At 44.1% G+C, this 26403-nt stretch carries 28 protein-coding genes and 1 other annotated feature; of the genes, 19 read left to right on the forward strand and 9 right to left on the reverse strand.

The genetic code is table 11. The annotated features are described in order from the left end of the window. The first annotated feature begins 191 nt into the window (after window positions 1-191). From ACJHYO_RS14750 to wzzB, 13 genes are all read left to right on the forward strand, one after another. Window positions 192-1394 carry an oligosaccharide flippase family protein gene (locus tag ACJHYO_RS14750; protein ID WP_085455489.1) on the forward strand — a complete coding sequence of 401 codons (1203 nt, stop codon included), beginning with the start codon at window positions 192-194 and terminating at the stop codon, window positions 1392-1394. Continuing rightward, window positions 1381-2400 (forward strand): polysaccharide pyruvyl transferase family protein, encoded by a 1020-nt coding sequence (locus tag ACJHYO_RS14755; protein ID WP_085455423.1) that lies wholly within the window; start codon window positions 1381-1383, stop codon window positions 2398-2400. The genes ACJHYO_RS14750 and ACJHYO_RS14755 overlap by 14 nt, the downstream gene beginning before the upstream one ends. Then, a complete protein-coding gene (locus ACJHYO_RS14760; RefSeq protein ID WP_249533866.1) occupies window positions 2376-3494 on the forward strand; it encodes a glycosyltransferase in 1119 nt (372 codons plus the stop codon). Before ACJHYO_RS14755 ends, ACJHYO_RS14760 begins: the two co-directional genes overlap by 25 nt. After that, on the forward strand, window positions 3491-4606 hold the full coding sequence (locus ACJHYO_RS14765) for an EpsG family protein (protein ID WP_094258959.1): 1116 nt from the start codon (window positions 3491-3493) through the stop codon (window positions 4604-4606). The genes ACJHYO_RS14760 and ACJHYO_RS14765 overlap by 4 nt, the downstream gene beginning before the upstream one ends. Then, window positions 4607-5737 carry a glycosyltransferase gene (locus ACJHYO_RS14770; protein WP_085455420.1) on the forward strand — a complete coding sequence of 377 codons (1131 nt, stop codon included), beginning with the start codon at window positions 4607-4609 and terminating at the stop codon, window positions 5735-5737. After that, window positions 5724-6758 carry a UDP-N-acetylglucosamine 4,6-dehydratase/5-epimerase gene (gene fnlA, locus ACJHYO_RS14775; protein ID WP_069892305.1) on the forward strand — a complete coding sequence of 345 codons (1035 nt, stop codon included), beginning with the start codon at window positions 5724-5726 and terminating at the stop codon, window positions 6756-6758. Before ACJHYO_RS14770 ends, fnlA begins: the two co-directional genes overlap by 14 nt. A 1-nt stretch (window position 6759) precedes the next feature. After that, window positions 6760-7866 (forward strand): UDP-2-acetamido-2,6-beta-L-arabino-hexul-4-ose reductase, encoded by a 1107-nt coding sequence (gene wbjC / locus ACJHYO_RS14780; protein WP_085455419.1) that lies wholly within the window; start codon window positions 6760-6762, stop codon window positions 7864-7866. Continuing rightward, window positions 7863-8993 (forward strand): non-hydrolyzing UDP-N-acetylglucosamine 2-epimerase, encoded by a 1131-nt coding sequence (gene wecB / locus ACJHYO_RS14785; RefSeq protein ID WP_085455418.1) that lies wholly within the window; start codon window positions 7863-7865, stop codon window positions 8991-8993. The genes wbjC and wecB overlap by 4 nt, the downstream gene beginning before the upstream one ends. Further along, window positions 8993-10201, forward strand: a complete 1209-nt coding sequence (locus ACJHYO_RS14790) for a glycosyltransferase family 4 protein (protein ID WP_085455417.1) — start codon at window positions 8993-8995, stop codon at window positions 10199-10201. Before wecB ends, ACJHYO_RS14790 begins: the two co-directional genes overlap by 1 nt. Beyond that, window positions 10192-10599: a WbuC family cupin fold metalloprotein gene (locus ACJHYO_RS14795; protein WP_085455416.1), complete on the forward strand. Its 408-nt coding sequence runs from the start codon at window positions 10192-10194 to the stop codon at window positions 10597-10599. The genes ACJHYO_RS14790 and ACJHYO_RS14795 overlap by 10 nt, the downstream gene beginning before the upstream one ends. A 111-nt stretch (window positions 10600-10710) precedes the next feature. Beyond that, window positions 10711-12117, forward strand: a complete 1407-nt coding sequence (gene gndA, locus ACJHYO_RS14800) for an NADP-dependent phosphogluconate dehydrogenase (protein ID WP_085455415.1) — start codon at window positions 10711-10713, stop codon at window positions 12115-12117. 247 nt (window positions 12118-12364) lie between these two features. Continuing rightward, complete coding sequence (gene ugd / locus ACJHYO_RS14805) at window positions 12365-13531, forward strand: UDP-glucose 6-dehydrogenase (protein WP_000704862.1); 1167 nt, start codon at window positions 12365-12367, stop codon at window positions 13529-13531. 146 nt (window positions 13532-13677) lie between these two features. Beyond that, on the forward strand, window positions 13678-14655 hold the full coding sequence (wzzB, locus tag ACJHYO_RS14810; RefSeq protein ID WP_094258958.1) for an LPS O-antigen chain length determinant protein WzzB: 978 nt from the start codon (window positions 13678-13680) through the stop codon (window positions 14653-14655). Between the two features lie 184 nt (window positions 14656-14839). Here wzzB and hisIE read toward each other — a convergent pair whose 3' ends face one another. The 9 genes from hisIE to hisL form a co-directional block, all read right to left on the reverse strand. Next, complete coding sequence (hisIE, locus tag ACJHYO_RS14815; RefSeq protein ID WP_001527228.1) at window positions 14840-15451, reverse strand: bifunctional phosphoribosyl-AMP cyclohydrolase/phosphoribosyl-ATP diphosphatase HisIE; 612 nt, start codon at window positions 15449-15451, stop codon at window positions 14840-14842. Continuing rightward, the gene (gene hisF, locus ACJHYO_RS14820) at window positions 15445-16221 is read right to left on the reverse strand and encodes an imidazole glycerol phosphate synthase subunit HisF (RefSeq protein ID WP_000880182.1); all 777 of its coding nucleotides are present in this window, start codon (window positions 16219-16221) and stop codon (window positions 15445-15447) included. The genes hisIE and hisF overlap by 7 nt, the downstream gene beginning before the upstream one ends. Next, window positions 16203-16940, reverse strand: coding sequence for a 1-(5-phosphoribosyl)-5-[(5-phosphoribosylamino)methylideneamino]imidazole-4-carboxamide isomerase (gene hisA, locus ACJHYO_RS14825; protein ID WP_000586465.1), 738 nt, complete (start codon window positions 16938-16940; stop codon window positions 16203-16205). Before hisA ends, hisF begins: the two co-directional genes overlap by 19 nt. After that, the gene (gene hisH / locus ACJHYO_RS14830) at window positions 16940-17530 is read right to left on the reverse strand and encodes an imidazole glycerol phosphate synthase subunit HisH (RefSeq protein ID WP_001103560.1); all 591 of its coding nucleotides are present in this window, start codon (window positions 17528-17530) and stop codon (window positions 16940-16942) included. The genes hisA and hisH overlap by 1 nt, the downstream gene beginning before the upstream one ends. Then, on the reverse strand, window positions 17530-18597 hold the full coding sequence (gene hisB / locus ACJHYO_RS14835; RefSeq protein ID WP_000080128.1) for a bifunctional histidinol-phosphatase/imidazoleglycerol-phosphate dehydratase HisB: 1068 nt from the start codon (window positions 18595-18597) through the stop codon (window positions 17530-17532). Before hisB ends, hisH begins: the two co-directional genes overlap by 1 nt. Beyond that, on the reverse strand, window positions 18597-19667 hold the full coding sequence (hisC, locus tag ACJHYO_RS14840; protein ID WP_000108947.1) for a histidinol-phosphate transaminase: 1071 nt from the start codon (window positions 19665-19667) through the stop codon (window positions 18597-18599). Before hisC ends, hisB begins: the two co-directional genes overlap by 1 nt. Next, window positions 19664-20968 (reverse strand): histidinol dehydrogenase, encoded by a 1305-nt coding sequence (gene hisD / locus ACJHYO_RS14845; protein WP_085455413.1) that lies wholly within the window; start codon window positions 20966-20968, stop codon window positions 19664-19666. Before hisD ends, hisC begins: the two co-directional genes overlap by 4 nt. Window positions 20969-20973: 5 nt before the next feature. Continuing rightward, entirely contained in the window at window positions 20974-21873 is a 900-nt protein-coding gene (gene hisG, locus ACJHYO_RS14850) for an ATP phosphoribosyltransferase (protein WP_000131779.1), read from the reverse strand. A 46-nt stretch (window positions 21874-21919) separates the two neighbouring features. After that, window positions 21920-22043 (reverse strand) — a sequence feature (His leader region). Continuing rightward, complete coding sequence (hisL, locus tag ACJHYO_RS14855; RefSeq protein WP_001364200.1) at window positions 22019-22069, reverse strand: his operon leader peptide; 51 nt, start codon at window positions 22067-22069, stop codon at window positions 22019-22021. It overlaps the preceding feature by 25 nt. Window positions 22070-22351: 282 nt before the next feature. On the opposite strand from hisL, the gene yefM reads away from it, so the two are divergent. The 6 genes from yefM to plaP all read left to right on the forward strand — a co-directional run bounded on the left by yefM (window position 22352) and on the right by plaP (window position 26361). Further along, window positions 22352-22603, forward strand: coding sequence for a YoeB-YefM toxin-antitoxin system antitoxin YefM (gene yefM / locus ACJHYO_RS14860; RefSeq protein WP_001259255.1), 252 nt, complete (start codon window positions 22352-22354; stop codon window positions 22601-22603). Then, window positions 22600-22854, forward strand: coding sequence for a type II toxin-antitoxin system mRNA interferase toxin YoeB (gene yoeB, locus ACJHYO_RS14865; protein WP_000767826.1), 255 nt, complete (start codon window positions 22600-22602; stop codon window positions 22852-22854). Before yefM ends, yoeB begins: the two co-directional genes overlap by 4 nt. 82 nt (window positions 22855-22936) lie before the next feature. Then, window positions 22937-23761: an SDR family oxidoreductase gene (locus ACJHYO_RS14870; RefSeq protein ID WP_000754737.1), complete on the forward strand. Its 825-nt coding sequence runs from the start codon at window positions 22937-22939 to the stop codon at window positions 23759-23761. 45 nt (window positions 23762-23806) lie between these two features. After that, on the forward strand, window positions 23807-24736 hold the full coding sequence (locus ACJHYO_RS14875) for a LysR substrate-binding domain-containing protein (RefSeq protein ID WP_023565113.1): 930 nt from the start codon (window positions 23807-23809) through the stop codon (window positions 24734-24736). 214 nt (window positions 24737-24950) lie between these two features. Beyond that, window positions 24951-25013 carry a membrane protein YoeI gene (yoeI, locus tag ACJHYO_RS14880; protein ID WP_010723108.1) on the forward strand — a complete coding sequence of 21 codons (63 nt, stop codon included), beginning with the start codon at window positions 24951-24953 and terminating at the stop codon, window positions 25011-25013. Continuing rightward, the gene (gene plaP, locus ACJHYO_RS14885) at window positions 25003-26361 is read left to right on the forward strand and encodes a putrescine/proton symporter PlaP (protein ID WP_000019194.1); all 1359 of its coding nucleotides are present in this window, start codon (window positions 25003-25005) and stop codon (window positions 26359-26361) included. Before yoeI ends, plaP begins: the two co-directional genes overlap by 11 nt. Window positions 26362-26403 lie beyond the last annotated feature (42 nt).

The raw sequence follows: 26403 nt of genomic DNA on the forward strand, positions 1-26403 counted from the left end.
GATTGGTAAGACAATTAGCGTTTGAATTTTTCGGGTTTAGCGCGAGTGGGTAACGCTCGTCACATCGTAGGCATGCATGCAGTGCTCTGGTAGCTGTAAAGCCAGGGGCGGTAGCGTGGGTAATCAAATAATTAAGCGATGATATGCAGAGATTATTTTTTAAGAGAAAAGTTCCTACCGGTTTTTTTTATATGCTTGAAAAATATACGAATGTTGTTTTTCTAGCATTATTCACATTTTTAATGGCAAAAATTATTTCTACTGAAGATTTCGGTGTTATCAGTAATGCTGATGCAATAATAGCAATTATATCGATCTTTTCTTTTCAAGGATTGGAGCAATTAGTGCAAAGGGAAATTGTTAATGAGCAAAAAGACGAACCAAACATAATAGGAGCTGCGCTATTATTTAAAATTCCAGGAATTATTTTAGGACTTATAATTGCTTGGATATGGTCTATATGGATAGATGATTCGCGGCTAAGTGCATGTATATTAATATTTAGTGGATTAATTATCGCGCGGTCATTAACATTTTTTTCATCTTCTTTTATTGCAAAAGATAAATATTTAATTTTTACTCTAATAGGAATATGTACATATGTCTTATTTTTCTTTATTAAGATGTTTGTATTATATTACGCACCTTCTCTTTTTTACATAGCAATTGTCACTGTTACAGAAAATTTATTCTTAATTTTATTATATTACATATATGGATGTGATAAAGTAAGTTTCACAAATAAACTAGTAAAAAAATATATTAAAGTTTTTTATTACGAAGGGTTTTATTTAATACTGTCTGGGGCAATGGTTGTAATTTACACAAAGACAGACCAACTGTATATTGCAAAGTTTATGTCTTATACTGTATTGGCTAATTATGCAATAGCTCTCAAATTTTTAATGTTGTATATAGTGCCTAGTTCAATTTTTACATTGAGTTTTGTGCCAAAGTTAAATAAAAACAATAAAGAATACGCTAAAAACGTGCGTGTTATGCTATTAGGTTCATTGATTTTTGGTGTTGCATTTGCTTGTATTTGTGCAATGACTACACCTTTTTTGATAGAATTAATGTATGGAGAAAAATATAACTTGGCAGAGAGTTATATACTTGGTCTAAGTCTTGTCATTCCATTTTGTTTTATATTAAATTCGACTGGCCGCTATTTTGTAAATGAGGGGTTGGGAAAAATTGTATTCCAAAGAAATTTAATTGCACTATTGTATAATATCATAGGAGGGTATTTTCTGATCAAATATGGTGGTGCTTGGGGGGGAGTGGTTGCAATTGTATCAAGTTACGCTATCAGTGCGTTGATTGTTGTTTTTTGTGGTAGAAAATCTCGTAAGGTTTTATTAAGAGTGTTTATAGAAAATGAGAATAAATAATTTTATAATGCGACTTGGTTTGAATAAATATTTTGGTGATTTTGCAAGTTATGAAAATGTTATTTGTTTATATAATACAAGTATATCATCATTGAATGTTGGTGATGAAATTATAAATGCATCGGGTTTAGAACAGCTTAAAACTATATTTTCTACTGAGCAAGTCTATCATATGTCTACGCATGTTGGTTCAAAATCAATAGGGATCCATCATGCAAATTTATGCAAAGAAAGAATTGTTTGTGGTTCAAATCTTTTATGTGACACGATGTTCAGAAGTGCAAATTGGGAGTTAAGTCCTATCGATATATTAAAAATGAAAAAAGTAGTACTTATGGGAGTTGGATGGAATAAATATGGATCTCGTACATCTCGGTTTACCGCTAAATATTACAGGAAGCTTCTTTCAGATTCTGAAAGAATACATTCTGTTCGGGATGATTACACAAGGAAAAAATTAAATGAAATAGGGATTGATAATGTGATTAACACAGGCTGTCCGACTATGTGGATGTTCACTGGAGAGCATTGCGCTGCTATTAGAAAAGTAAAAGCAGATAGGGTTATTTTTACTTTGACAGATTATGACAAAGATTATAAAAACGATAAGTTATTAATTGAAATACTAAAAAGGAAATATGATAAAGTATATTTTTGGCCACAAGGATCAGGGGATCTTGATTATTTCCGTGAAATGAAAATCAATAATATTGAAGTAGTTCCACCCAGGCTTGATGAATATGATGCCTTGTTATCGAATAATGATATAGATTTTGTCGGTACTCGATTACATGGTGGAATTAGAGCGCTACAGTATAAAAACCGAGCACTAATTGTAGCTTTTGATAACAGAGCTATTGAAAAAGCAAAGGACTTCAATTTGCCTATAATAAATCGAGATTCTTTGGCTGAAAACTTATCAACTATGATAGATAATAATTATACAATTGATATCAAAATTAACGAGGAAAACATTCACAAGTGGAAGAGGCAATTCCAAAAATGAGAATTACGCAAGTTATACCAACTCTTTCAACAGGAGGAGCTGAGCAATTTGTAATATCCTTATCTAATGAGTTAAGTAAAAAAAATGATGTAACTTTAATCACCCTTTTTAAAATAAATGATGATATAATTAGAAAAAGGTTATCAGATAAAGTAACTCTCATTGAATTGAATGGTGAAATTAATAATAAAATATCAGTTTTACTTAAGTTAAATTCGGTTCTCATTAAAATTAAACATGATGTAATACATACTCATTTGAGTATCCCTTTTTATATTTTTCCATTTGCATTTTTTTGTAAAGATAAATATAGAGTGATACATACTATTCATAATATAGCGAGATATGATGCACCGAGGAAATTAGCTAAATACATTAACAAAGCATACTTCAAGATATGCAAAGCAATACCGGTTTCAATTTCAGATATAGTCTCTGAATCAGTTAAAAATTATTATAATCTTCAATATACAGAGATTATAAAAAATGGAACAGAGACTATAAGTGAAACAGTTAAATATGAAGAGGTCAAAAGGAGAGTAAATGAACTTAGAAAACAATATACTAATATTTTTTGTCATATAGCTAGAATGGATCCACAGAAAAATCATCGCTTATTAATAGACGTCTTAAAAAGAAATAAAGATTGTTATGTTATTTCCATGGGTGCAATTACACAAGATAATATAAAGTATGCTAAACACATAATGGATTATTCCCAAAAAATATCAAATTTTGAATATATAGGTGTTGTGGATAATGTATCTGATTATATAAAGTCTTCAGATGGGATTATTTTTAGCTCAGTTTATGAAGGTTTGCCTATATCTTTAATAGAAGGCATGTCTGTAGGAAAAATATGTATATCAACTCCAGCTGGTGGGATTGCTGATATATTAGATGATGAATGTGGAGTATTAGCTAATGATTTTTCTGAAGCGCAACTTGATATAGCAATAAAGAAGTTTATATCTTTTAGTGAATATGAAAAACAATATATGGAGTATAATATTCGTAATAGGTTTAAGAATGAGTTTTCAATTTCTATTTGCGCAGATAAATATAGCCAAATATATGAGAACAATAAATCATGATATTTTATTATATCCCTCTTTTCCCATTATTTTTGGGGTTGTTATATAACAATAAAGATATTTTTATAAGCAATTATTATTTATTTAAAAGTGAACGATTATTTCTTTGGATATTCTTACTATTCGTAATGATTTTAACTGGATTTAAAGGATATATTGATCCAGATTATGTTAACTATAAATTTTATTTTGATTTGATTCCGGAGTTCAGATATTTAGATAGTGCGAATCTATCTAGAATAAAATTGCTAACCTCGGACGTTGAACTATCAGTCGTATATGGTATGGCAATCCTGAAAAGCTTAGGATTAGGGTTTCAATACTATTACATTTTTAACTCATTATTTTTTGTCTTTTTAATAGCAAGATTATCAAGTTATTTTAAAGGTTATGAATGTGTTGTGGGCTTGGTGATATATTGTTTCTATATCCAACCCTTATTTATTCAGGTAAGATATCTCGTAGGTGTATTGTGTGGCTTAATTTGTTTAATGGATGTATACAAAAACAATAAGGTGACATTAAGATCTTTGATTTATTTTTTTGTTGGATTTTTATTTCATAAAGTAATAATATTTATCGTTCCATTAGTATTATTAAGGTTTATTTGGAAATATGTGGTGAGACATTTGTTCATCGCGTTTTTATTACCATGTATTTTCATTATTATCCCTATTGATTCTGTATTGCAATATACTTCTTTAATAAGTGATAGATATGTAAACTACTTGGTATCCAGCAGTGAGCAAAAGGAACTAGGAAGTGTTTTATCATTTATTGTACGAGAAGTACTGGCGGTGGCTATGCTTCTATTATTATTTATGGCAAATAACTACTCATTTGATAAAATCACCCAAACGAAGCAATCTAATGTATTAATTATGATTCTGCTGGCAATGTTGAGTACATGGGCTTTAGCATGGCAGTTTGGTATGTTATATAGAATTGCGCTATTATTTGAGTTTGGTTGGGTATTTTTTCTGATTCAAAAGAATGAACGATCAATAAATTTTGCGATATTTTTAATACTATTCATTTATATGATTATACGTCTTGTTACTGGATTATCAGAACTAAAACCATATGAATTTGCAGAGGGTTGGGCATACTAAATGAAAATATTAATTGATGCTTCTAACTTGAAGGTTGGAGGAGCAATACAAGTAAGTCTGAGTGTTATTAAGCAACTCTCCAGTGACAAATATAAAGGCCTGGACATTTATTATGTCGTAAGTGCAAATGTGTATAATCATGCAAAACAATTTTTAAAAAAAGACAATTTTGAAATCATTACTACAGATATAAAAACTATATTCCCATGGAATAAAGGAAGGAGAAGAATTAAAGAATTATCTGAGAGTTATGATGTAATATTTACCATTTTTGGGCCAACATATTGGGGCACTTGTGGGCCAAGACACTTAATAGGTTTTGCTAATCCTTGGATTGTTTCTCAGCATAGTATTGCTTATAAGAAATTGAATGTAATTAGAAGAACGTTTACGAAAATAAAGGTGGGGATACAAAGCTACTTATTGTGGGATCCGCTTAGTTATTATGTTACAGAAACTGAAGCAATAAGGATGTTGTTCATAAAAAAATTCAACTGTGATAATGATAAAATAAAAGTTGTTCCCAATTGTTTAAATTATGTTTTTAATGATCTTCATGCTGAAGAGATTAATGATAAATTTAATCTACGATCTCTTAAATGCATAAAGTTTGTGACGATAACCCATAATTATCCACATAAAAATTTATCAGTTATCCCAAGTGTCTACACTGAACTTCGAAAGTTAGGAGTAAACTGTAAATTTATAATCACCATTAACGAAAATGATTATGAAAAACAATCAGATATTTTTAAATCTGCTACGTTAAATTTAGGGCCGGTTAGTATAAATGATTGTCCAGCCATTTACAAATATTGTGATATTTTATTCTTACCAACATTGTTGGAATGCTTTACTGCAAGTTATCTTGAGTCAATGAAAATGCAGCTGCCAATTTGTACAAGTGATTTAGATTTTGCCAGAACGCTTTGTGGAAATGCAGCTGTTTATTTCAATCCATTAGATGCGAAAGATATAGCATACAAATTAAATAAAGTAATCAGTGATGATTGTTTGAAAAAAAAATTATTGCGAGCGGGGGATGAAGTAATAAAAAAATTCCCTGACCATATTTCAAGAGTCGAAAGTTATATATCAATTATTAATGGGATGAATTATGTTCAAAAATAAAAAGTTACTCATAACTGGCGGTACTGGATCGTTTGGAAATGCTGTACTCAATCGATTCTTAGACACTGACATTTCTGAAATTAGGATTTTTTCTCGCGATGAAAAAAAACAAGATGATATGCGAAAAAAATATAATAATCAAAAAATTAAATTCTACATTGGGGATGTTCGTGATTATAGAAGTATTCTAAATGCATCTCGTGGGGTCGATTATATTTATCACGCAGCTGCATTAAAACAAGTTCCCTCATGTGAATTTCACCCTATGGAGGCAGTAAAAACAAATGTGTTAGGTACTGAGAATGTTCTGGAAGCTGCGATAGCTAATGAAGTTAAACGAGTCGTTTGTTTAAGCACTGACAAAGCAGTATATCCCATCAATGCAATGGGAATCTCAAAAGCGATGATGGAAAAAGTAATGGTAGCCAAGTCACGTAATTTAGATAGCTCTAAAACCATCATTTGCGGAACTCGCTACGGAAATGTTATGGCATCTCGTGGTTCTGTTATTCCTCTTTTTGTTGATTTAATAAAAGCTGGAAAACCACTAACCGTTACCGATCCTAATATGACCCGGTTTATGATGACTCTTGAAGATGCTGTAGATCTAGTTCTTTATGCATTTGAACATGGTAATAATGGTGATATTTTTGTACAGAAGGCACCAGCAGCGACTATTGAAACGTTAGCAATTGCTCTGAAGGAACTATTGGATGTTAATGAGCACCCTGTTGTTATTATCGGCACTAGGCACGGTGAAAAGTTATACGAGGCGCTATTGAGCCGTGAGGAAATGATCGCAGCAGTTGATATGGGGGATTATTACCGTGTCCCGCCAGATCTACGTGACCTCAACTATGGTAAATATGTTGAGCATGGAGATTGTAGAATTTCAGAAATTGAAGACTATAACTCACATAATACAGAAAGATTAGATGTCAATGGAATGAAAGAATTATTACTTAAATTGCCTTTTATTCGAGCTTTGAGGGCTGGCGAGGCCTTTGAATTGGATTCATAACATGAAAATACTTATTACTGGTTCTAAAGGGTTTATTGCTCGTAATTTAATTTATCGCCTGCAGGAAGCAGGCTTTAAAGATTTAATTACTATCGACCGTGAGTCACCTTTGCAAGAGTTAGAGCAGGGACTCAAAATTGCTGATTTTATTTATCATCTTGCTGGTGTAAATAGGCCAAAGGAAGAACATGAGTTTCAGGAGGGAAATACTGATCTTACAAAATTAATTGTTGACTTTCTGCTTTGTAATGCAAAAAAGACTCCTATTATGCTTAGTTCCTCCATTCAGGCTGAATGTGATAACGCGTATGGAAAAAGCAAGGCATCGGCGGAAAAAATCATTCAACATTATGGTCATGTTAGTGGCGCAGAATATTATATCTATCGATTACCAAATGTGTTCGGCAAGTGGTGTCGACCAAATTACAACTCCTTTGTTGCAACTTTTTGTCATAGGATAGCAAATGATCAAGATATCATCATTCATGACCCAACAGCAGAGGTCGAGCTTGTTTATATTGATGATTTTTGTACTGATGCTATCAACTTATTAAATAACAAGTACGCGTCAGGTTTTAAAAATATAAAGCCGACGTATTCAATAACAGTGGGTGAGGTGGCAAATCTAATTTATAAATTTAAAGAAAGTAGACATACTCTTATTACGGAAAATGTTGGTCAGGGTTTTACGCGGGCATTATATTCAACTTGGCTTAGTTACTTGCAACCAGAGCAGTTCGTGTATGCAGTGCCTTCCTATAGTGATGAAAGAGGAGTGTTCTGCGAGGTCTTAAAAACCCATTCCTCTGGACAATTTTCATTTTTTACCGCACTTCCAGGAGTAACGCGTGGAGGGCACTATCATCATACAAAGAATGAAAAATTTATCGTTATTCGTGGAACAGCATGTTTTAGGTTTAAAAATGTTTTAACAGGAGAACGATATGAGATTAATGTTGCGTCAGATGAATATAAAATTGTAGAAACTGTGCCAGGTTGGTCCCATGATATTACTAATACAGGTCATGATGAATTAATCGTAATGTTGTGGGCGAATGAAGTATTTAATCGTGATCAACCAGATACTATAGCGAGAGTTTTATCGTGAAAAAATTGAAAGTCATGTCGGTTGTTGGGACCCGTCCAGAAATTATTCGACTCTCGCGTGTCCTTGCAAAATTAGATGAATATTGTGACCACCTTATTGTTCATACTGGCCAAAACTACGATTATGAGTTGAATGAAGTTTTTTTCAAAGATTTGGGTGTTCGCAAACCTGATTATTTTCTTAATGCTGCAGGTAAAAATGCAGCAGAGACTATTGGACAAGTTATCATTAAAGTTGATGAGGTCCTTGAACAGGAAAAACCTGAAGCCATGTTAGTTCTTGGCGATACTAACTCCTGTATTTCAGCAATACCAGCGAAGCGTCGGAGAATTCCGATCTTCCATATGGAGGCTGGGAATCGTTGTTTTGATCAACGCGTACCGGAAGAAACTAACAGAAAAATAGTTGACCACACCGCTGATATCAATATGACATATAGTGATATCGCGCGTGAATATCTTCTGGCTGAAGGTGTACCAGCCGATAGAATTATTAAAACCGGTAGCCCAATGTTTGAAGTACTCACTCATTATATGCCGCAGATTGATGGTTCTGATGTACTTTCTCGCCTGAATTTAAGACCCGGGGATTTCTTTGTGGTAAGTGCTCACAGAGAAGAAAATGTCGATACCCCTAAACAGCTTGCGAAACTGGCGAATATACTTAATACCGTGGCTGAAAAATATGATATTCCGGTAGTTGTGTCTACTCATCCGCGTACTCGTAATCGCATTAACGAAAATGGTATTCAATTCCATAAAAATATCTTGCTTCTTAAGCCATTAGGATTTCACGATTACAACCATCTGCAAAAAAATGCACGTGCTGTTTTATCGGATAGCGGGACTATTACAGAAGAGTCCTCCATTATGAACTTCCCTGCACTCAATATACGAGAAGCGCACGAACGCCCGGAAGGCTTCGAAGAAGGGGCAGTAATGATGGTCGGTCTTGAATCTGAGCGCGTTTTACAGGCATTAGAAATTATTGCAACACAGCCTCGTGGAGAAATACGCTTACTACGTCAGGTCAGTGACTATAGTATGCCAAATGTTTCAGATAAAGTTGTGCGTATTATCCATTCATATACTGACTACGTTAAACGGGTTGTCTGGAAGCAATACTAATGAAACTTGCATTAATCATTGATGATTATTTGCCCCATAGCACACGCGTTGGGGCTAAAATGTTTCATGAGTTAGGCCTTGAATTACTGAGCAGAGGCCATGATGTAACTGTAATTACGCCTGACATCTCATTACAAGCAATTTATTCTATTAGTATGATTGATGGTATAAAGGTTTGGCGTTTCAAAAGTGGACCTTTAAAGGATGTAGGTAAGGCTAAACGTGCCATAAATGAAACTCTTTTATCTTTTCGCGCATGGCGCGCATTTAAGCACCTCATTCAACATGATACATTTGATGGTATCGTTTATTATTCCCCCTCTATTTTTTGGGGCGACTTGGTTAAAAAAATAAAACAACGATGCCAGTGCCCAAGCTATCTGGTCCTAAGGGATATGTTTCCACAGTGGGTCATTGATGCAGGTATGTTGAAAGCCGGTTCACCAATTGAAAAATATTTTAGGTATTTTGAAAAAAAGTCATATCAGCAGGCTGGCCGGATAGGGGTAATGTCTGATAAGAATCTTGAGATATTTCGCCAGACCAATAAAGGTTATCCGTGTGAAGTTTTACGTAATTGGGCCTCAATGACTCCTGTGTCTGCCAACGATGATTATCATTCACTTCGTCAAAAATACGATCTAAAAGATAAAGTCATTTTTTTCTATGGCGGTAATATTGGGCATGCTCAGGATATGGCAAACTTAATGCGCCTTGCGCGTAATATGATGCGTTATCATGATGCTCATTTCCTGTTTATAGGGCAGGGTGATGAAGTTGAGCTGATAAAATCTCTTGCTGCAGAATGGAATTTAACTAATTTCACTCATCTACCTTCAGTGAACCAGGAAGAGTTTAAATTAATTTTATCTGAAGTTGATGTCGGCCTGTTCTCCCTTTCATCTCGCCATTCTTCACATAATTTTCCCGGAAAATTACTAGGGTATATGGTTCAATCAATCCCGATCCTTGGGAGTGTGAATGGCGGCAATGATTTAATGGATGTAATTAATAAGCACAGAGCCGGTTTCATTCATGTTAATGGTGAAGATGATAAACTGTTTGAATCTGCACAATTGCTTCTTAGTGATTCAGTTTTAAGAAAGCAGCTAGGTCAGAACGCTAATGTGTTGTTAAAGTCTCAATTTTCGGTTGAATCGGCGGCACATACTATCGAAGTCCGACTGGAGGCTGGAGAATGCGTTTAGTTGATGACAACATTCTGGATGAACTTTTTCGCACTGCAGCAAATTCTGAACGTTTGCGCGCTCATTATTTATTGCACGCATCTCATCAGGAGAAGGTTCAACGTTTACTTATTGCATTTGTACGCGACAGCTATGTTGAACCCCATTGGCATGAGTTACCGCATCAGTGGGAAATGTTTGTCGTCATGCAAGGGCAATTAGAAGTTTGTTTGTATGAGCAAAATGGTGAGATCCAAAAACAGTTTGTTGTTGGAGACGGTACGGGAATAAGCGTCGTGGAATTTTCCCCAGGAGATATACATAGTGTCAAATGCCTGTCACCAAAAGCCCTTATGTTGGAGATAAAGGAGGGGCCATTTGACCCACTCAAAGCTAAGGCTTTTCCTAAGTGGTTATAGGGCGATACACCACCGTTTATTCTTCTATCTTATTCTATACATGCTGGGTTACCATCTTAGCTTCTTCAAGCCGCGCAACCCCGCGGTGACCACCCCTGACAGGAGTAAACAATGTCAAAGCAACAGATCGGCGTCGTCGGTATGGCAGTGATGGGGCGCAACCTTGCGCTCAACATCGAAAGCCGTGGTTATACCGTCTCTATTTTCAACCGTTCCCGTGAAAAGACCGAAGAAGTGATTGCCGAAAATCCAGGCAAGAAACTGGTTCCTTACTATACGGTGAAAGAGTTTGTTGAATCTCTGGAAACGCCTCGTCGCATCCTGTTAATGGTGAAAGCAGGTGCAGGCACGGATGCTGCTATTGATTCTCTCAAGCCATACCTCGATAAAGGCGACATCATCATTGATGGTGGTAACACCTTCTTCCAGGACACCATCCGTCGTAACCGTGAGCTTTCTGCAGAAGGCTTTAACTTCATCGGTACCGGTGTCTCCGGCGGTGAAGAAGGTGCGCTGAAAGGTCCTTCCATTATGCCTGGTGGGCAGAAAGAAGCCTATGAACTGGTTGCGCCGATCCTGACCAAAATCGCCGCAGTGGCTGAAGACGGCGAGCCATGCGTTACCTATATTGGTGCCGATGGTGCAGGTCACTATGTGAAGATGGTTCACAACGGTATTGAATACGGCGATATGCAGCTGATTGCTGAAGCCTATTCTCTGCTTAAAGGTGGCTTGAACCTTTCCAACGAAGAACTGGCGCAGACCTTTACCGAGTGGAATAACGGTGAACTGAGCAGCTACCTGATCGACATCACTAAAGACATCTTCACCAAAAAAGATGAAGACGGTAAATACCTGGTTGATGTGATCCTAGATGAAGCGGCTAACAAAGGTACCGGTAAATGGACCAGCCAGAGCGCGCTGGATCTCGGCGAACCGCTGTCGCTGATTACCGAGTCTGTGTTTGCACGTTATATCTCGTCTCTGAAAGATCAGCGTGTTGCCGCGTCTAAAGTTCTCTCTGGTCCGCAAGCGCAGCCAGCAGGCGATAAAGCTGAGTTTATCGAGAAAGTTCGTCGTGCGCTGTATCTGGGCAAAATCGTTTCTTATGCTCAGGGCTTCTCTCAGCTGCGTGCAGCGTCTGAAGAGTACAACTGGGATCTGAACTACGGCGAAATCGCGAAGATTTTCCGTGCTGGCTGCATTATCCGTGCGCAGTTCCTGCAGAAAATCACCGATGCATATGCCGAAAATCCGCAGATCGCTAACCTGCTGCTGGCTCCTTACTTCAAGCAAATTGCCGATGACTACCAGCAGGCGCTGCGCGATGTCGTCGCTTATGCAGTACAGAACGGTATCCCGGTTCCGACCTTCGCCGCTGCGGTTGCCTATTATGACAGCTACCGTGCCGCTGTTCTGCCTGCGAACCTGATCCAGGCACAGCGTGACTATTTCGGAGCACATACTTATAAGCGTATTGATAAAGAAGGTGTGTTCCATACCGAATGGCTGGATTAATCTGATTTAATCAACAATAAAATTGAGGCCCGGCGTATATTGTGCCGGGTTTTTTTTGCCAATTATCTTATAGACTAAATTTCACTGCTTAATATTAACTTAATAAATATCAGCTATTCTTATAAAGAAATTCTGAATTGTTTTTCGTTGCGTTGACCATCTGACAACGTAGCGTTAAAACTTTTAACTCTTATCAGGATGCTAAAAACATCATGATTCACAGTTAAGTTAATTCTGAGAGCATGAAATGAAAATTACCATTTCCGGTACTGGCTATGTAGGCTTGTCAAACGGGCTTCTAATCGCACAAAATCATGAGGTTGTGGCATTAGATATTTTACCGTCACGCGTTGCTATGCTGAATGATCGGATATCTCCTATTGTTGATAAGGAAATTCAGCAGTTTTTGCAATCAGATAAAATACACTTTAATGCCACATTAGATAAAAATGAAGCCTACCGGGATGCTGATTATGTCATCATCGCCACTCCAACCGACTATGATCCTAAAACTAATTATTTCAATACATCCAGTGTAGAATCAGTAATTAAAGACGTAGTTGAGATAAATCCTTATGCGGTTATGGTCATCAAATCAACGGTTCCCGTTGGTTTTACCGCAGCGATGCATAAGAAATATCGTACTGAAAATATTATTTTCTCTCCGGAATTTCTCCGTGAAGGTAAAGCTCTTTACGATAATCTCCATCCTTCACGTATTGTCATTGGCGAGCGTTCAGAACGCGCAGAACGTTTTGCTGCGTTGTTACAGGAAGGCGCGATTAAGCAAAATATCCCGACCCTGTTTACCGACTCCACTGAAGCAGAAGCGATTAAACTGTTTGCTAATACCTATCTGGCGATGCGCGTAGCATACTTTAATGAACTGGATAGCTATGCAGAAAGTTTAGGTCTGAATACTCGTCAGATTATCGAAGGTGTTTGTCTCGATCCGCGTATTGGCAACCATTACAACAATCCGTCGTTTGGCTATGGTGGTTATTGTCTGCCGAAAGATACCAAGCAGTTACTGGCGAACTACCAGTCTGTGCCGAATAACCTGATCTCGGCAATTGTCGATGCAAACCGCACGCGTAAAGACTTTATTGCCGATGCCATTTTGTCACGCAAGCCGCAAGTGGTGGGTATTTATCGTCTGATTATGAAGAGCGGTTCAGATAACTTCCGCGCGTCTTCCATTCAGGGGATTATGAAACGTATTAAGGCGAAAGGCGTTGAAGTGATCATCTACGAGCCGGTGATGAAAGAAGACTCATTCTTCAACTCTCGTCTGGAACGTGATCTCGCCACCTTCAAACAACAAGCCGACGTCATTATTTCCAACCGTATGGCAGAAGAGCTTAAGGATGTGGCAGATAAAGTCTACACCCGCGATCTCTTTGGCAGCGACTAACATCCTGTTATCAGGGCGATTTTCGCCCTGATTGTCTTATGTTTCCTTTGTAATAATTCATTATTTTTATCATTTATCCTATAGCATTCATGGCGATTATCGCTAAACTATGGCGACTTAAAATTATTTTGTCCGTTAGGGTAATGATGAGAGTAGAAAATAATAATGTTTCTGGGCAAAACCATGACCCGGAACAGATTGATTTGATTGATTTACTGGTCCAACTATGGCGTGGCAAGATGACTATCATCATTTCTGTCATTGTGGCTATTGCCCTGGCTATAGGGTATCTGGCCGTTGCCAAAGAAAAGTGGACTTCAACAGCTATCGTTACTCAACCTGATGTGGGACAAATCGCTGGTTATAACAATGCCATAAATGTGATTTATGGTTCGGCAGCGCCGAAAGTGTCTGAGATCCAGTCGATGTTAATTGGTCGTTTCAGCACGACATTTTCTGCATTAGCAGAAACGCTGGATAATCAGGAAGAACCTGAAAAACTGACCATTGAGCCTACCGTTAAAAATCAGTCATTACCTTTAGCGGTTTCTTATGTTGGTGAAACACCTGAAGGTGCGCAGAAACAGCTGGCGAAGTATATCCAGCAAGTTGACGACCAGGTAAATGAAGAACTGGAACAAGACCTGAAAGACAACATCGCGCTGCAAATGAAAAAATTGCAGGATTCTCTGAAGACGCAGGAAGTGGTCGCTCAAGAACAGAAAGATCTGCGTATCCGTCAGATTCAGGAAGCGTTGCAGTATGCGAATCAGGCGCAGGTGACAAAGCCGCAGATTCAACAGACACAGGACGTAACCCAGGATACTATGTTCCTTTTGGGGAGCGAAGCGCTGGAGTCGATGATTAAGCACGAAGCGACCCGTCCGTTGGTGTTCTCATCAAACTACTATCAGACTCGTCAAAACCTGCTGGATATCGACAATCTTGACGTTGATAAACTTGATATTCATGCTTACCGCTATGTAATGAAACCGACGTTACCTATTCGTCGCGATAGCCCGAAAAAGGCAATTACCTTGATTCTGGCAGTGCTGCTGGGCGGCATGGTTGGCGCGGGGATTGTGCTTGGGCGTAACGCGCTGCGTAATTACAACGCGAAATAATATTATTGTGCATTTAAGAGAAACGGGCAGGGTGGTGACACCATGCCCGTTTTTTTGCCGGATGCGATGCTGGCGCATCTTATCCGGCCTACGTGTGTTGAGATAATGTGTAGGCACGATAAGCTTGCGCATCGGGCAATGGCTCCGGATGCGACAACAACATCGCATCCGCTGACCTCGCAACTCACTGATGCCGTTTACGCAGGTTCTCAATCACCGTTGTTAAATCCAGATCCTGATCCTGCAACAACACCAGCAGGTGATACATCAAATCAGACGCCTCGTTGGTCAGTTCAAAGCGGTCATGTACCGTTGCTGCCAGTGCGGTTTCCACGCCTTCTTCGCCCACTTTCTGCGCAATGCGTTTAGTGCCGCTGGCATACAGTTTGGCGGTGTAGGAGGTTTCCGGGTCGGCAGATTTACGTTCGGCGAGCAGTTGTTCCAGTTGATGCAGGAACAGCCACTGGTGAGCGGTATCGCCGAAGCAGCTGCTGGTGCCTTTGTGGCAGGTTGGCCCGATGGGATTCGCCAGCACCAGTAACGTGTCGTTGTCGCAGTCCGGCGCAATATTTACTACGTTGAGGAAATTACCCGACGTTTCGCCTTTGGTCCACAGTCGCTGTTTAGTGCGCGAGAAGAAGGTGACTTTGCCGCTTTCGATGGTTTTGTCTAAGGCTTCCGGGTTCATATAGCCCAGCATTAGCACTTCGCCAGATACCGCGTGTTGCACAATCACCGGCATCAGTCCGTCGGTTTTTTCCCAGTCCAGTTCGCGACGTTGTTGTTCTGTTAACATATCCTGATCTCCACGCCCTGTGTTGCCAGGTACGCTTTTAATTCACCAATATTGATTATTTGTTTGTGGAATACGGAAGCAGCCAGCGCACCGTCAACGTCGGCATCGCGGAAGGCTTCCAGGAAGTGTTCCATGGTGCCCGCGCCACCGGAGGCAATCAGCGGGACGTGGCAAACTTCACGCACTTTTTTCAGCTGTTCGAGGTCGTAACCGTTACGCACGCCGTCCTGATTCATCATGTTGAGGACGATTTCTCCGGCACCGCGTTTTTGCACTTCCTGCACCCAGTCGAGTGTTTCCCACTGAGTGACGCGGGTGCGGCTTTCATCGCCGGTATATTGATTCACATGATATTTACCGGTTTCGGCGTCGTACCAGGTATCAATACCGACCACAATACACTGCACGCCAAAGCGATCCGCCAGGCGAGTAATTAACGTCGGGTCCGCCAGCGCAGGAGAGTTGATGGAAATTTTATCCGCGCCAAAGGAAAGAATTTTCGCGGCATCTTCCAGAGACTTAATCCCACCCGCCACACAAAACGGAATGTCGATCACTTCCGCCACGCGAGATACCCAGCTTTTATCTACCACACGGCCATCGCTGGAAGCGGTGATATCGTAGAACACCAGTTCGTCTGCACCTTCTTCGGCGTAACGTTTTGCCAGCGGCACGATATCGCCAATGATTTCATGGTTGCGAAACTGTACGCCTTTCACCACCTGACCATCACGAACGTCGAGACATGGAATTATGCGTTTTGCCAGCATGCGATAGCCTCCTTCACGGTGAATTTACCTTCCAGTAATGCCCGACCAACTATTACGCCGCGCACGCCAGTACCTCGCAGGGCAGCAACATCGTTAATGTCGCCAATGCCGCCGGAGGACTGAAATGCCACCTGCGGGTATCTGGCGCACACTTCTTCATATAAAGAGACGTTAGAACCTGCCAGCGTGCCGTCGCGCGAGATATCGGTACATAGCACATGTTTCAGGCCGACGGGAAGATAGGTTTCCACCAGTTGTTCCAGTGAAACGCCCGAGTTCTCTTGCCAGCCGCTGACCGCCACCTGCTTGTTGCCTTGCTCGTCAATACGGACATCCAGCGCCAGTACTAAGGCATCAGCACCAAAACGTTCAAACCAGCCTTTCACCATTTCTGGTGATTTCACCGCGGTGGAGCCAACCACCACGCGTGCAACGCCCGCTTCCAGTAACGTCGCTACGTCTTCTTCACTACGCACACCGCCGCCAACCTGCACCGGGACGTTAACGCCCGCGACCAGGGTTTTAATCAGCGGGATTTGACGCTTAGCCGGATCTTTTGCCCCGGTCAGATCCACCAGGTGCAACACTTCGGCACCTTGCGCAGCGTAATCCTGTAAGCGTGGCAGCGGGTCGTTACCGTAATCGCGTTGTTTGCCGTAATCGCCCTGATGGAGACGCACCACGGTGCCGTCGATTAAATCTAATGCCGGAATAATCATCACATCTCCAGGAAGTTTTTCAGCAACTTAGCGCCAGCAGCACCAGAACGCTCCGGGTGGAACTGCACGCCGTAGAAGTTATCTTTTTGTACTGCCGCGGTGAACGGTTCGCCGTAATTACACTGGGCGATGGTCCACGGATTGACTGGCATTGCGTAGCTGTGAACAAAGTAAAAGTACGCGCCGTCTTCAATCCCCTGAAACAGGCGGTTGCCTGCCTGCGGGTAAACGCGGTTCCAGCCCATATGTGGCAGCGGCAGACCAAAGTCGGTCATTTTCGGCACGTCTTCATCGATGATGCCCAGCAAATCGACGCCGTTGCTCTCTTCGCTGCGCCGCCCCAGCAGTTGCATCCCTAAGCAGATGCCCAGCACCGGTTGGGTACAGGCTTTGATGAGATCAAACAACTCGCGCTCACGCACCTGGTCCATCGCCGCTTGCGCGGTGCCAACGCCGGGTAAAAACAGTTTATCGGCCAGCAACACGACGTCCGGGTCACGGCTGACTTTGGGTTCATAACCGTGACGCGCAATGGCTGACTTCACCGAGTTCAAATTGGCGCAGCCGGTATCAAGGATCACCACGTTCATTACAGCACTCCTTTCGACGAGGGCAGGGTGTCGCCTTCCACGCGGATGGCCTGGCGCAGGGTACGACCAAAGGCTTTGAACAGGCTCTCTACACGGTGGTGATCGTTTTTACCTTTGGTTTTCAGGTGTAGCGTCACGCCCATGGTGTATGAAAGCGAACGGAAGAAGTGCTCGATCATCTCGGTGCTGAGATCGCCCACGCGCTGGTAGGTAAATTCAGCTTTATATTCCAGGTGCGGGCGACCAGAGATATCCAGCGCGCAGCGGGCAAGGCATTCGTCCATCGGCAGTACAAAACCAAAGCGGCAAATACCGCGTTTGTCGCCAAGTGCTATTTTTAACGCTTCGCCCAGCGCCAGACCGGTATCTTCGACAGTGTGGTGATCGTCGATATAGAGGTCGCCTTTAACGTTGATTTCCATACGGAAACCGCCGTGAGTGGCAATCTGATCCAGCATGTGATCAAAGAAGCCAACGCCGGTATTAATCTTGCTGCCACCCTCGCGATCCAGCCACACCTGAACGTCAATCTGCGTCTCTTTGGTGTTGCGCACCACGTGGGCATAACGATCGCGTTTCGTGAGTTGCTCGCCAATCATCGGCCAGTTCAGGGCTTCGCGGTCGTAGCGTAAACCATTAATGCCCATGTTTTCCGCCAGTTGAATGTCGGTCGCGCGATCGCCAATCACATAACTGTTGGCGCGATCCATCGCTTGTTCAGCCAGATAACGCTCCACCAGTTTTACTTTCGGCTTACGGCAGTCGCACTCATCGGCGGGCAGGTGCGGACAAATCAGCACTTCATCAAACTGCACGCCTTGCGAGGTGAAGATCTGCATCATCAGGTTGTGCGGGCCTTCGAAATCCGCCTGCGGGAAACTTTGTGTTCCAAGACCATCCTGATTAGTGATCATCACCAGCTTGTAGCCCGCTTTTTGCAGCCTCAGCAGCTCCGGGATCACGCCAGGTTCAAAGGCGAGTTTGTCAAAACGGTCCACCTGAAAATCACTCGGCGGTTCGCTAATCAGGGTTCCATCGCGATCGATAAAAAGATACTTCTGACTCATCAAACTTGCTCCGCACGTAAGGCGTCAATGACGCGCTGGCTTTCTTCACGGGTTCCGACGGTAATTCGCAGGCAGCCGCTTAAAGAGGGTTGTTTATTCTGATCACGTAAGATAATGCCCTGATCCCACAAAGATTTAAACACTGCGCTGGAGGCTTTAAAGCGCGCCAGAATGTAGTTGGTTTCGGAGTCGAAAACCTGCTCCACGCAGGGGATCTCTTGCAGTGCGGCAATCAGGTATTCGCGTTCTGCAATAATTTGCGCCACCCGTTCGCGCATGGCGACGATTCCCTGCGGGCTTAACGCCTGTGCGGCAATGTCGGCAACCGGCGTCGAGAGCGGGTAGGGGGCGATCACTTTCATCAGCAGGTTGATGACTTCTTCGTTTGCCAGCGTAAATCCGCAACGAAGCCCCGCCAGAGCAAAAGCTTTCGACAGTGTGCGCAAAATAGCCAGGTGCGGATATTCCGCCAGCCAGCCAGCTAACGATGCCTGCGGGCAAAACTCGATATAAGCTTCATCGGCAACCACAATCGCCTTACCGCGGGTTAACTCCAGCAGGGTGCGAAAATCCTGCGGATTGATCAGTTGCCCGGTGGGGTTGTTGGGGCTGCAAACATAGACCACTTTTACGCCGTCCAGCTTGTCGGAAATGCCCTGTAAGTCCAGTTGCCAGTTGTCCAGCGTCGGCACTGTGCGGCACTCGACGCCAATGGTTTCAGCGCTGACGCTGTACATGCCGTACGTTGGCGGGCAGTAGAGGATGGCGTCTTTACCCGGTTCGCAAAAAGCGCGAATCAGCAGTTCAATGCCTTCGTCCGCGCCACGGCTGACCAGCACCTGTTCCGGTTTTACGCCTGCATATTGCGCGTAATTTTCAATCACCGCTTTTGGCTGACATTCCGGATAGCGGTTGAGCGTTTGTTGAGTGAGCTGAAACTCCACGGCAGTGGGGTATTCGTTGGCGTTCAGCCAGACATCGCCGTTACCGCCCAGACGACGCGCTGACTGATACGGCGTCAGGTTGCGGACGTTTTCACGCGCTAAATCGGTAATAGTCACGGTGCTCATGCTTGCTCCTTAAGGGCGTTAACACGCAAAGTAACGGCATTTTTGTGGGCGGTCAGGCGCTCGGCGGCAGCCAGTGTTTCAATGGTCGACGCCAGCGCGGAGAAACCTTCTTTCGAGAGTTCCTGCACGGTCATGCGCTTCTGGAAATCCGCCAGCCCGAGGCTGGAACAGGTGGCGGTGTAACCGTAAGTCGGCAGAACGTGGTTAGTGCCGGAGGCGTAATCACCTGCCGATTCCGGTGACCAGTCACCGAGAAATACCGAACCGGCGCTGGTGATGCCATCGACCAGTTCGCGGGCGTTGCGGGTCTGAATGATCAGGTGCTCCGGGCCGTACTGGTTGGAGATCTCCACGCACTGCGCTAAATCTTTAGTCACGATCAGGCGGCTGGCGTTCAGTGCCTGGCGGGCGGTTTCGGCACGCGGCAGTTCTGCCAGTTGGCGTTCGACGGCCTCGGCAACGCGACGCGCCATATCGGCGTCGGGGGTCAGTAAAATTACCTGTGAGTCAGGGCCGTGTTCAGCCTGAGAAAGCAAATCAGAAGCCACGAAATCCGGCGTAGCGCCGCTGTCAGCAATCACCAGCACTTCCGACGGGCCTGCGGGCATATCGATCGCCGCACCGTCCAGACGCTGGCTTACCTGGCGTTTTGCTTCGGTGACAAAGGCGTTACCCGGCCCGAAGATTTTGTCCACTTTCGGCACAGATTCCGTACCAAACGCCAGCGCGGCAATGGCCTGTGCGCCGCCGACGTTAAACACGTCCTGCACACCGCACAGCTGCGCCGCATAAAGGATCTCATCGGCAATCGGCGGCGGTGAGCACAGCACCACTTTTTTACAGCCCGCAATACGCGCCGGAGTTGCCAGCATTAATACCGTTGAGAAGAGCGGGGCGGAGCCGCCAGGAATATACAAACCCACTGAAGCCACCGGGCGCGTAACCTGCTGGCAACGCACGCCTGGCTGCGTTTCTACATCTACCGGCGGCAGTTTTTGCGCAGTGTGGAAGGTTTCAATATTCTTTACTGCCACCGCCATCGCCTGTTTTAGCTCGTCGCTCAGGCGTTCGCTGGCGGCGGCGATCTCATCAGCAGACACCTTCAGCGCGGTAACCGTGGTTTTATCAAACTTCGCGCTGTATTCCCGCAGGGCATCATCGCCACGCATTTTCACGTTATCGAGAATATCGTTAACAGTGCGGGTAATGCTTTCAGAGGCGGAGATCGCCGGGCGCATTAACAGCTGGCGTTGTTGCTCCGCAGTACAGCTATTCCAGTCAATGATTGTGTTAAAGCTCATGGCGATCACTCCATCATCTTCTCAATCGGCAGGACCAGGATTGAACTGGCACCCAGCGCTTTCAGTTTTTCCATCGTTTCCCAGAACAGGGTTTCGCTGCTGACCATGTGCATCGCTACGCGTTGTTGATCACCCGCCAGCGGTAGAATGGTTGGGCGTTCGGCACCTGGCAGCAGGGCGATGACTTCATCCAGTCGGTCGGTCGGTGCGTGCATCATGATGTATTTTGATTCGCGCGCCTGGATCACGCCCTGAATACGCGTCAGCAGTTTGTCGATCAGTTGCTGTTTGGATTCTTCCATTTCGCCATCGCGTTGGATCAGGCAGGCTTTCGAGCGGTAGATAACTTCGACTTCGCGCAGGCCGTTAGCTTCCAGCGTGGCACCGGTGGAAACCAGATCGCAAATCGCATCCGCCAGTCCGGCGCGCGGCGCAACTTCGACAGAACCGTTCAGTAAGCAGGATTTAAAAGAGATACCTTTCTGGTCGAGATAACGCTTGAGCAGGTGAGGATAAGAGGTGGCGATACGTTTACCGTTTAAGGAGAGCGGGCCGTCCCAGGCTTCATCAACCGGCGTTGCCAGCGAAAGGCGGCAGCCGCCGAAATCCAGACGACGCAAGGTAAAGTAGCGCGGATCTTCACCCTGGGCGCGGCGGTTAAGCAGCTCTTCTTCCAGCACGTTTTCGCCGATAATCCCAAGGTCTACCACGCCGTCCATTACCAGACCGGGAATGTCATCGTCACGCACGCGCAGAATATCAATCGGCATGTTTTCTGCCATCGCGATCAGGCGCTGGGTGTGAAGATTGATTTTAATGCCACAGCGCGCCAGTAATTCGCGTGAGTCATCACTTAAACGGCCGGATTTCTGCATAGCTATGCGTAAACGAGTGTTGTCTGTCATTTTCTTATTCCTCTTTAAACCTGTCTGAACCGTTAACAACCGCGCAATAAAAAAGCCCCCGGAAGGTGATCTTCCGGGGGCTTTCTCATGCGTTCATGCACCACTGGAAGATCTGAATGTCTTCCAGCACACATCGCCTGAAAGACTAGTCAGGATGATGGTGATGATGGTGGTGTTTAAATTGAACGCGTGTCATAAAAGTCTCTGTGAATGTTTATTCAACTGATGTCTTTTAACCTAAACCACTTTCACGTTAGAAAGCAAGGGCTTTTTTATATATTTTATGGCGATAGATTTGTTTAATGAATGAGCGGGGAAAGAAGGGGGCTAAGAGGACTGTCCTCTAACTTGACAGCACCAAAAAGAGCAAAGTCTGATTTTTCGTCTCGCTGACAATGTCTTGATCTACAAACTAATTAATAAATAGTTAATTAACACCCATCATTGTACAATGAACTGTACAAAAGAGGAGATTGACATGCGTACAATTAGCTACAGCGAAGCGCGTCAGAATTTGTCGGCAACAATGATGAAAGCCGTTGAAGATCATGCACCGATCCTTATTACTCGTCAGAATGGAGAGGCTTGTGTTCTGATGTCACTCGAAGAATACAACTCGCTGGAAGAGACGGCTTATCTACTGCGTTCCCCCGCTAACGCCCGGAGATTGATGGACTCAATCGATAGCCTGAAATCAGGCAAAGGAACAGAAAAGGACATTATTGAGTGAAACTAATCTGGTCTGAGGAATCATGGGATGATTATCTGTACTGGCAGGAAACAGATAAGCGAATTGTTAAAAAGATCAATGAACTTATCAAAGATACCCGCAGAACACCATTTGAAGGTAAGGGGAAGCCAGAACCCCTGAAACATAATTTGTCAGGCTTCTGGTCCCGACGCATTATAGAGGAACACCGTCTGGTATACGCGGTTACTGATGATTCACTGCTCATTGCAGCATGTCGTTATCATTATTGAAGAGATTCATTCATAGAATGAATTGTCAGTTTTGATACGCTAGCGTAGCCTTATAGATCTAAGGTGTATCAGGAGATAACGGATGAAAAAGGTCGCAATTGTCGGGTTAGGGTGGTTAGGTATGCCGCTGGCGATGTCACTTTCAGCGCGAGGCTGGCAAGTCACCGGGAGTAAAACCACACAAGATGGTGTCGAAGCGGCCCGAATGAGTGGCATTGATAGCTATCTGCTTCGCATGGAGCCTGAGTTAGTTTGCGATTCTGACGATCTGGATGCCCTTATGGATGCCGATGCGCTGGTCATTACGCTTCCGGCACGTCGTAGCGGCCCCGGCGATGAGTTCTATTTACAAGCGGTACAAGAGTTAGTGGATAGCGCGCTGGCTCATCGTATTCCCCGTATTATTTTTACCAGCTCGACGTCTGTCTATGGCGACGCACAAGGCACGGTGAAAGAAACCACCCCGCGTAATCCGGTAACCAACAGTGGACGAGTATTAGAAGAACTCGAAGACTGGCTGCACAATTTACCCGGTACTTCGGTCGATATTCTGCGTCTTGCGGGCCTGGTCGGACCGGGACGTCATCCCGGACGCTTCTTTGCCGGAAAAACCGCGCCTGATGGTGAACATGGTGTTAATTTAGTCCATTTAGAAGATGTTATTGGCGCTATCACTCTGTTGTTACAGGCACCTAAAGGCGGACACATCTATAATATATGTGCGCCAGCTCACCCTGCGCGTAATGTTTTCTATCCGCAGATGGCCCGTTTACTGGGGCTGGAACCTCCGCAGTTCAGAAATAGTCTGGACAGCGGCAAAGGTAAGATTATTGATGGCAGTCGGATTTGTAATGAACTGGGATTTGAATACCAGTATCCCGATCCGCTGGTAATGCCGCTGGAGTAAACGATCACGCCAGCAGGACGCCGCATGCACTGCAAGGGGGCGTGTATGAAACCACTGCTGGATGTGTTGATGATCCTCGATGCCTTAGAAAAAGAGGGCAGTTTTGCGGCGGCGTCGGCCAAACTCTACAAGACGCCGTCTGCTCTGAGTTACACCGTTCACAAGCTGGAAAGCGACCTTAATATTCAATTGCTTGATCGTAGCGGACACCGCGCTAAATTCACCCGAACCGGAAAAATGTTATTAGAGAAAGGGCGGGAAGTTCTGCATACCGTGCGAGAACTGGAAAAGCAGGCGATCAAACTGCATGAAGGCTGGGAAAACGAGCTGGTGATTGGCGTGGACGACACGTTTCCTTTTTCTCTGCTTACGCCTCTCATTGAAGCTTTTTATCAACATCATAGCGTGACGCGCCTGAAGTTTATCAATGGCGTACTCGGTGGTTCCTGGGATGCCCTGACTCAGGGGCGAGCGGATATTATCGTTGGCGCGATGCATGAGCCACCATCTTCCAGTGAGTTTGGTTTCTCGCGGTTGGGCGATCTTGAACAAGTCTTTGCGGTCGCGCCTCATCATCCGTTAGCCCTGGAAGAAGAACCGTTAAACCGTCGTATCATTAAACGATATCGGGCGATTGTGGTGGGGGACACTGCGCAGGCAGGCGCTTCTACGGCCTCACAACTTCTCGACGAACAAGAAGCCATTACCGTTTTCGATTTTAAAACCAAACTGGAGCTGCAAATTAGCGGCCTTGGCTGCGGCTATTTACCACGGTATCTGGCGCAACGTTTTCTCGATAGTGGCGCGTTAATCGAGAAGAAAGTGGTCGCCCAAACCCTCTTTGAACCTGTCTGGATTGGCTGGAATGAACAGACCGCAGGGCTTGCCAGCGGCTGGTGGCGAGATGAAATTTTAGCAAATAGTGCGATCGCCGGTGTTTATGCAAAATCTGATGACGGAAAATCAGCCATTTAAAGAAAAATTATTATGACAAGCCTCTCATTCTCTTGTCATTTCCCCCCCATTTAGGCACAATGCGCCGCTGTCAAAAAATGACTAAAAACCGACGTTTAATTAGCGTCGGTTATTTTTTGCTTCAAACCAATCATTCATACCAAGAGGCCGGGCTTCGTACCGGATAGATATTTACTAAAAATCGACAGTTGTTGTCGCTGAGGAATCCAAAAAAATGGGGCAATTTTTTGCTTACGCGACGGTTATCACCGTAAAGGAGAATGACCATGTCGCATAACGTTACTCCAAACACCTCTCGCGTGGAATTGCGTAAAACGCTTACGTTAGTTCCGGTTGTAATGATGGGTCTAGCCTATATGCAGCCGATGACGCTGTTTGATACTTTTGGTATCGTTTCAGGCCTCACGGATGGTCATGTGCCGACAGCCTATGCGTTCGCATTGATTGCGATCCTGTTTACGGCTCTGAGCTACGGGAAGCTGGTTCGCCGCTATCCTTCTGCTGGCTCTGCATACACTTACGCCCAGAAATCCATTAGCCCGACTGTCGGCTTTATGGTGGGTTGGTCTTCTCTGCTCGACTATCTGTTCGCGCCGATGATCAACATTCTGCTGGCGAAAATCTATTTTGAAGCTCTGGTGCCTTCCATTCCATCGTGGATGTTTGTGGTGGCGCTGGTGGCCTTTATGACCGCCTTTAACCTGCGTAGTCTGAAATCCGTAGCGAACTTCAACACTGTAATCGTCGTGTTGCAGATAGTGCTGATCGCGGTGATTCTGGGCATGGTTGTTTATGGCGTATTTGAAGGTGAAGGCGCTGGTACGCTGGCGAGCACTCGTCCGTTCTGGTCTGGCGATGCGCATGTTATCCCGATGATTACCGGGGCGACAATCCTGTGCTTCTCCTTTACCGGTTTTGACGGCATCAGCAACCTGTCGGAAGAAACCAAAGATGCAGAGCGCGTGATCCCGCGTGCGATTTTCCTGACCGCGCTGATCGGCGGCATGATCTTCATCTTTGCAACTTACTTCCTGCAGCTGTACTTCCCGGATATCTCTCGTTTTAAAGATCCGGATGCGTCACAGCCTGAAATCATGCTGTACGTTGCGGGTAAAGCGTTCCAGGTTGGCGCGCTGATCTTCTCCACCATTACCGTACTGGCGTCCGGTATGGCGGCGCACGCAGGCGTTGCGCGTCTGATGTACGTAATGGGGCGTGACGGCGTGTTCCCGAAAAGCTTCTTCGGTTATGTACACCCGAAATGGCGTACTCCGGCAATGAACATCATCCTGGTTGGCGCGATTGCCCTGCTGGCAATCAACTTCGACCTGGTAATGGCTACGGCGCTGATTAACTTTGGTGCGTTGGTGGCGTTCACCTTCGTTAACCTGTCGGTCATCTCGCAGTTCTGGATCCGTGAGAAGCGTAACAAGACGCTGAAAGATCACTTCCAGTATCTGTTCCTGCCGATGTGTGGTGCGCTGACCGTTGGTGCGCTGTGGGTTAACCTGGAAGAAAGCTCAATGGTTCTGGGTCTGATCTGGGCTGCTATCGGTCTGATTTACCTCGCTTGCGTAACCAAGAGTTTCCGTAACCCGGTTCCGCAGTACGAAGACGTAGCGTAATCTTACAAACCGGATGACATAATCATCCGGTAAATCTCAAAA

Source organism: Escherichia sp. WS1118, from assembly GCF_046487695.1.
GTDB lineage: Bacteria > Pseudomonadota > Gammaproteobacteria > Enterobacterales > Enterobacteriaceae > Escherichia > Escherichia coli.

What these genes read in the sequence shown, in the direction of transcription:
- ACJHYO_RS14750 (WP_085455489.1), top strand. Translation starts at nt 192, where the DNA reads ATGCTTGAAAAATATACGAATGTTGTTTTTCTAGCATTATTCACATTT.
- ACJHYO_RS14755 (WP_085455423.1), top strand. Translation starts at nt 1,381, where the DNA reads ATGAGAATAAATAATTTTATAATGCGACTTGGTTTGAATAAATATTTT.
- ACJHYO_RS14765 (WP_094258959.1), top strand. Translation starts at nt 3,491, where the DNA reads ATGATATTTTATTATATCCCTCTTTTCCCATTATTTTTGGGGTTGTTA.
- ACJHYO_RS14770 (WP_085455420.1), top strand. Translation starts at nt 4,607, where the DNA reads ATGAAAATATTAATTGATGCTTCTAACTTGAAGGTTGGAGGAGCAATA.
- fnlA (WP_069892305.1), top strand. Translation starts at nt 5,724, where the DNA reads ATGTTCAAAAATAAAAAGTTACTCATAACTGGCGGTACTGGATCGTTT.
- wbjC (WP_085455419.1), top strand. Translation starts at nt 6,760, where the DNA reads ATGAAAATACTTATTACTGGTTCTAAAGGGTTTATTGCTCGTAATTTA.
- ACJHYO_RS14790 (WP_085455417.1), top strand. Translation starts at nt 8,993, where the DNA reads ATGAAACTTGCATTAATCATTGATGATTATTTGCCCCATAGCACACGC.
- ACJHYO_RS14795 (WP_085455416.1), top strand. Translation starts at nt 10,192, where the DNA reads ATGCGTTTAGTTGATGACAACATTCTGGATGAACTTTTTCGCACTGCA.
- gndA (WP_085455415.1), top strand. Translation starts at nt 10,711, where the DNA reads ATGTCAAAGCAACAGATCGGCGTCGTCGGTATGGCAGTGATGGGGCGC.
- ugd (WP_000704862.1), top strand. Translation starts at nt 12,365, where the DNA reads ATGAAAATTACCATTTCCGGTACTGGCTATGTAGGCTTGTCAAACGGG.
- wzzB (WP_094258958.1), top strand. Translation starts at nt 13,678, where the DNA reads ATGAGAGTAGAAAATAATAATGTTTCTGGGCAAAACCATGACCCGGAA.
- hisIE (WP_001527228.1), bottom strand. Translation starts at nt 15,451, where the DNA reads ATGTTAACAGAACAACAACGTCGCGAACTGGACTGGGAAAAAACCGAC.
- hisF (WP_000880182.1), bottom strand. Translation starts at nt 16,221, where the DNA reads ATGCTGGCAAAACGCATAATTCCATGTCTCGACGTTCGTGATGGTCAG.
- hisA (WP_000586465.1), bottom strand. Translation starts at nt 16,940, where the DNA reads ATGATTATTCCGGCATTAGATTTAATCGACGGCACCGTGGTGCGTCTC.
- hisH (WP_001103560.1), bottom strand. Translation starts at nt 17,530, where the DNA reads ATGAACGTGGTGATCCTTGATACCGGCTGCGCCAATTTGAACTCGGTG.
- hisB (WP_000080128.1), bottom strand. Translation starts at nt 18,597, where the DNA reads ATGAGTCAGAAGTATCTTTTTATCGATCGCGATGGAACCCTGATTAGC.
- hisC (WP_000108947.1), bottom strand. Translation starts at nt 19,667, where the DNA reads ATGAGCACCGTGACTATTACCGATTTAGCGCGTGAAAACGTCCGCAAC.
- hisD (WP_085455413.1), bottom strand. Translation starts at nt 20,968, where the DNA reads ATGAGCTTTAACACAATCATTGACTGGAATAGCTGTACTGCGGAGCAA.
- hisG (WP_000131779.1), bottom strand. Translation starts at nt 21,873, where the DNA reads ATGACAGACAACACTCGTTTACGCATAGCTATGCAGAAATCCGGCCGT.
- yefM (WP_001259255.1), top strand. Translation starts at nt 22,352, where the DNA reads ATGCGTACAATTAGCTACAGCGAAGCGCGTCAGAATTTGTCGGCAACA.
- ACJHYO_RS14870 (WP_000754737.1), top strand. Translation starts at nt 22,937, where the DNA reads ATGAAAAAGGTCGCAATTGTCGGGTTAGGGTGGTTAGGTATGCCGCTG.
- ACJHYO_RS14875 (WP_023565113.1), top strand. Translation starts at nt 23,807, where the DNA reads ATGAAACCACTGCTGGATGTGTTGATGATCCTCGATGCCTTAGAAAAA.
- plaP (WP_000019194.1), top strand. Translation starts at nt 25,003, where the DNA reads ATGTCGCATAACGTTACTCCAAACACCTCTCGCGTGGAATTGCGTAAA.